This is a genomic window from Brevundimonas sp., from assembly GCF_031082345.1.
Taxonomy (GTDB): Bacteria; Pseudomonadota; Alphaproteobacteria; order Caulobacterales; family Caulobacteraceae; genus Brevundimonas.
Window position 1 is genome coordinate 1 of record NZ_JAVHLH010000230.1, and the last position, 4,529, is coordinate 4,529.

General features: G+C 72.6%; 4 protein-coding genes and 1 tRNA gene. 3 read left to right on the plus strand and 2 right to left on the minus strand.

Annotated features, from left to right (window positions below; genetic code table 11):
• The 3 genes from RDU12_RS12815 to RDU12_RS12825 all read left to right on the plus strand — a co-directional run.
• The coding region (locus RDU12_RS12815) for a TraB/GumN family protein (RefSeq protein ID WP_308684964.1) at window positions 1-828 on the plus strand (828 nt) is incomplete at its 5' end.
• 87 nt (window positions 829-915) lie between these two features.
• Window positions 916-990, plus strand: a tRNA-Gly gene (locus RDU12_RS12820).
• A 210-nt stretch (window positions 991-1,200) separates the two neighbouring features.
• Entirely contained in the window at window positions 1,201-3,678 is a 2,478-nt protein-coding gene (locus tag RDU12_RS12825) for an HAD-IC family P-type ATPase (protein ID WP_300291754.1), read from the plus strand.
• A gap of 110 nt (window positions 3,679-3,788) precedes the next feature.
• On the opposite strand, the gene gspM is transcribed toward RDU12_RS12825, so the two are convergent.
• A complete protein-coding gene (gspM, locus tag RDU12_RS12830) occupies window positions 3,789-4,256 on the minus strand; it encodes a type II secretion system protein GspM (RefSeq protein WP_300291756.1) in 468 nt (155 codons plus the stop codon).
• A 5-nt stretch (window positions 4,257-4,261) separates the two neighbouring features.
• Window positions 4,262-4,529 (minus strand): hypothetical protein (locus RDU12_RS12835; protein ID WP_308684967.1); only part of this gene is annotated, 268 nt, incomplete at its 5' end.

Here is a 4,529-nt window from a genome sequence, read left to right on the forward strand (position 1 = left end):
CGCGCCGTTCCGCCCGCCGAGGGCCGCGGCCCGGCGCTGTGGGTGATCCGGGACGCCGACTCCACCCTGTATCTGTTCGGCACCGTGCACCTGCTGCGCCCGACCACCGGTTGGGGCACGGAGCGCATCGACGCCGCCTTCGACAGCGCCGACACCCTGGTCCTCGAGATCTCCAACCCGGACGACCAGGCCGCGATCATCCCGCTGGTCCAGCAGCACGGCCTGGCCCCCGCCGAGCGCCTGACCCTCAAGCTGACCTCCGGCGAGCTGACCCTGCTCGACAACGCCGCGCGGGCGATGGGGCTCACGGCCGCCCAGATGGACCCCTTCCGCCCGTGGTTCGCCGCCCTGACCCTGTCGGTGGCGCCGCTGCAGAAGGCCGGCTATGACCCCGCCTCCGGCGTCGAGCTGATCCTCAAGGCCCGCGCCGAGGCCGCCGACAAGCCGGTCACCGGCTTCGAGACGGTCGACGAGCAGATCCGCATCCTCGCCGGCTTCCCGGAAGCGGACCAGCTGGCCTTCCTGCGCAGCACGCTCGAAGATTTCGAGAACGCCACCGTCGAGCTGGACCGTCTGGTCGAGGCCTGGGCCGCCGGCGACGTCGAGGCCATCGAGACCATCGGCGTCGAGCCGATGCGCGAGAGCAGCGAGGAACTCTACCAGGCCCTGCTGGTCCGCCGGAACACCAACTGGGCCGACCAGATCCAGACCATGCTGGAAGGGTCGGGTTCCGCCTTCATCGCCGTGGGCGCCGCCCACCTCGCCGGCGACGACAGCGTCCAGGAAATCCTCGAACGCCGCGGCGTCGACGTCGACGTCGCCCCGTAGGTCCCCGTAAAGGCCCGGCCGCCGCGCCGGGCCTTTTCTTTTGCCGACGCGAAGCTATGGTCCGCCTCCGATCCGGCGACCCCGGTCGCGGCCGTAGTTCAGAGGTAGAACGTCAGCTTCCCAAGCTGAATGTCGCGGGTTCGATTCCCGCCGGCCGCTCCAGGATTGAGGCGCATCACGGGGACGGCCGGACGCGCACCGCGCCGCCGTCGCCGTCGCCGATGGACGGCCCCGATCCCGGAACACCTTCAGACAAGACGCCACGCCGGTCGCGGATCGCCCGCCTTGACACGGATCAACCCCGGTCCGGCCGGATGACCTAGCCTGTCGGCCACCTCGGCGCGCAGTGTCTGGCGCGGCAGCGGAGCGGCGATGTCCACGGAGCCTTCATTCACAGGTCTGGACGCGGCCGAGGCCGCCCGCCGCCTCGAGGAGGACGGCCCCAATCTGGTGACCGCCGACCGTACCCGGCCTCTGTGGAGGATTGTCGCCGGGGCGTTGCGCGAGCCGATGTTCCTGCTGCTCGCCGCCGCCACCGCCCTCTATCTGGGACTCGGCGACCGCGCGGAAGGCCTTCTTCTGGGTGCGGCCGGGCTGGTCACCATCGGCATGGTCGTGGCGCAGGAAGCGCGCAGCGAAGCGGCGCTGCGGGCGCTTCGCCGGATGGCGGATCCCGTCGTCCGCGTGGTGCGCGAGGGGCGGACCCTGACCCTGCCCGCGCGCGAAGTCGTCCGCGGCGACTTGGTCCTCGTCGCCGAAGGCCAGCGGATGCCGGCGGACGGCGTTCTGGTCGGATCGGAGGTCCTTCAGATCGACGAATCCGTCCTGACGGGCGAATCCGCGCCCGTCGTAAGAAGCGGCGCGCGGGCGCAGGCCCCATCGGACATGTCGGGCGAGGTCTTCGCCGGAACGCTTACGGTCGCGGGCCAGGGCGTCGTCCGGGTCACCGCGACCGGATCCCGGACGGCCCTGGGGCGCATCGGCGCCTCGCTGGCGACCATCGATCGGAACCCGACCGCGCTGCAGCGTTCCACCGGCCGCATCGTCGCCCTGATCGGCGGCCTGGCGCTGACCTTCGCCGTCGTCGTCGCCCTCGCCTACGGCCTGTTGCGGGACCTGTGGATCGAAGGCGCCCTCGCCGGCATCACCATCGCCATCGCCCTCATTCCGGAGGAGTTCCCGGTCGTCCTGTCGGTCTTCCTCTCGCTGGGGGCCTGGCGATTGGCGCAGCACCGGGTGCTGGTGCGCCGGGCCGCCGCGATCGAGGCCCTCGGCGGCGCCACCATCCTCTGCGTCGACAAGACCGGCACCCTGACCGAGAACCGCATGGAGGTCGCGTCGCTCTGGTCCCCGGAAGACGAAGGGGGCCCCGGCGACGACGCCAGGCCGTCCCTGCGCGCGGTGCTCGAGGCGGCGATACTGGCCAGCAGTCCCCAACCGACCGATCCCATGGACGCCGCCCTGACGGCGCTGGGGCCGAAGGCGGGATCCGACCGGCCGGAACGGGTCTGGCCGCTGGCGCCGCACCGGCTGGCGGTGGTTCAGACCTGGCGGACGGCGGGGAAGAGACGCACCGCGGCGAAAGGGTCGCCCGAAGCGGTGTTCGCCCTCTGCAGGTTGAATCCGGACCAGACCGCCGCCGCGCGATCCGCTCTCGATCGTCTCGCCTCGGGCGGCCTGCGGGTTCTCGCGGTGGCGGAGGCCATGCATGACGAGCCCGTGGCGGCCCCGGAGGCGCTCGCCTTCGTCTTCCGGGGTCTGGTCGGATTCCTGGACCCGGTGGCCGCCGACGTGCCGGCGGCGCTGGAACTCGCCCGGTCCGCCGGCATCGAGGTGGCGATGATCACCGGCGACTATCCCGCCACGGCGCTGAAGATCGCGGGGGACGCCGGGATCGACGTGTCCGGCGGTCTGATGACCGGCGCCGAAATCAGCCAGCTCGACGAGGCGGCCCTGGCGGAGCGGGTGCGGACCGTGCGGGTCTTCGCCCGGGTGCAGCCCGCACAGAAGCTGGCGCTGGTCCGCGCCTTCCAGGCCAATGGCGGCGTGGCGGCCATGACGGGCGACGGGGTCAATGACGCGCCGGCGCTGGAGGCGGCCGACATCGGCATCGCCATGGGCGGCCGGGGCTCCGACGTGGCGCGCGAGGCGGCCGACCTGGTCCTGCTGGACGACAGCTTCGGCTCGATTCTCGGCGCGGTGCGGCTCGGGCGCCGCATCTTCACCAACCTGCGTCGGGCGCTGGTCTATGTCACGGCCATCCATGTGCCCATCGCGGGCCTCGCCCTGCTGCCGATCCTCCTGGGCGCGCCGCCGTTTCTGTTCCCGATCCACGTGGTCCTGCTGGAGCTGGTCGTCGATCCCGTCTGCGCGCTCGTCTTCGAGGCCGAGCCCAGCGAGGCGGACGCCATGCGGCGCCCCCCGCGCCCGCTGCGAGCGCGCCTGTTCGGCATCGGCGAGATCGCCGCCGGCCTCGGCCAGGGTCTGGTGATCCTCGCGGCGGTCCTCGGGCTCTACCTCGGCCTCCTGCCGCTGGCCGGAGAGGCCGCGGCCCGGGGCTCGGCCTATGCGGCGCTGGCGGTCGCCAATCTGGCCCTGGCGCTGGCCAACACCGCCTCCGCGGGGGTTGGCCTGTTCAGTCCTCATCGACGGCTGTTCTGGAGCATCGCCGCCGGCCTGGCGATCGTGCTTCTCGCCGGACTGTACCTGCCGCTGGTCGCCGACCTCTTCCGCTTCAGCCGACCGGACTTTCCGCACCTGGCGCTGGCGGTCGGGATCGGCCTGCTGGCCGGAGGATGGAGCGGCGCATTCCGCTCCGTCCGGCGACGCCTGCGACACCAGAGCGCCTGATCAGGCGAGTCTCGCCGCCTGGAACCAGGACGACGAACGCCGCGCCGTCGGGATCTTGAAGCGACACTCGGGCGCGGATGTCCACGTCCATGGCGCGGCGTCCTTAAGGCTCAGAACGCGCCCTCGACCTGCAGGGAGGCGTCGGCGTTCTCGACCACGCTGAGGCTGACCGGCTGAAGACCGTGCGCGGTCTCGAGCGCCGCCAGCCAGCCGAAAACGGCGGCGCTGGGCGCGTTCGCGGCCCGGAATCCGAGCCGGCCGGACGGGTCCATTCCGGTGGTGAGCTGAAGCCCGGCCGCCTCCGCCGTCTGCCGCAGGACCGGCTCCAGACCCTGGGCGTCAGCCGCACGGGCCCGGCCGGGGGTCGTGGACGGAAGCCGGCCCAGGGCGGTCCGGACCTCGCTCAATTCCGTTTCGGCGCGCGCCCGGTCGCGGGCCGCCTCGCCGCGCCAGCCGTTCAACGGGCGGACCACGCCCAACCACACGACCACCGCCGCCAGAAGCAGCGCCATCACCGCCAGCATCTGCTGCTCCCGCCGCGTGCGGCCGTCCCAGGCCTGATGGAATTCGGCGAGCATCCGGTTCACGGGCGGGCTCCGATGCTGATGTCGCTGACCACCCGGCCGGCGTCGTCCAGGGTGGCGTTTTCGGTCACGGCCATGCCGGCGTCGGCCATCCGGCGGCTGATCGCCTCCATATCGGAGTAGGCGAGATGGCTCACCGTCGCCTTCACCCCGGCGTCGGGCGCGGCGAAGAGGGCGTCGAGCTCGGCCCCCTCGATGGCCTCGATGGCGGTGAACATGGCGGCGGCGGCGGCCGTCACCCCGCCCGGCGGCGCCGCCGCCGGGCGG

What these genes read in the sequence shown, in the direction of transcription:
- RDU12_RS12825 (WP_300291754.1), top strand. Translation starts at nt 1,201, where the DNA reads ATGTCCACGGAGCCTTCATTCACAGGTCTGGACGCGGCCGAGGCCGCC.
- gspM (WP_300291756.1), bottom strand. Translation starts at nt 4,256, where the DNA reads ATGCTCGCCGAATTCCATCAGGCCTGGGACGGCCGCACGCGGCGGGAG.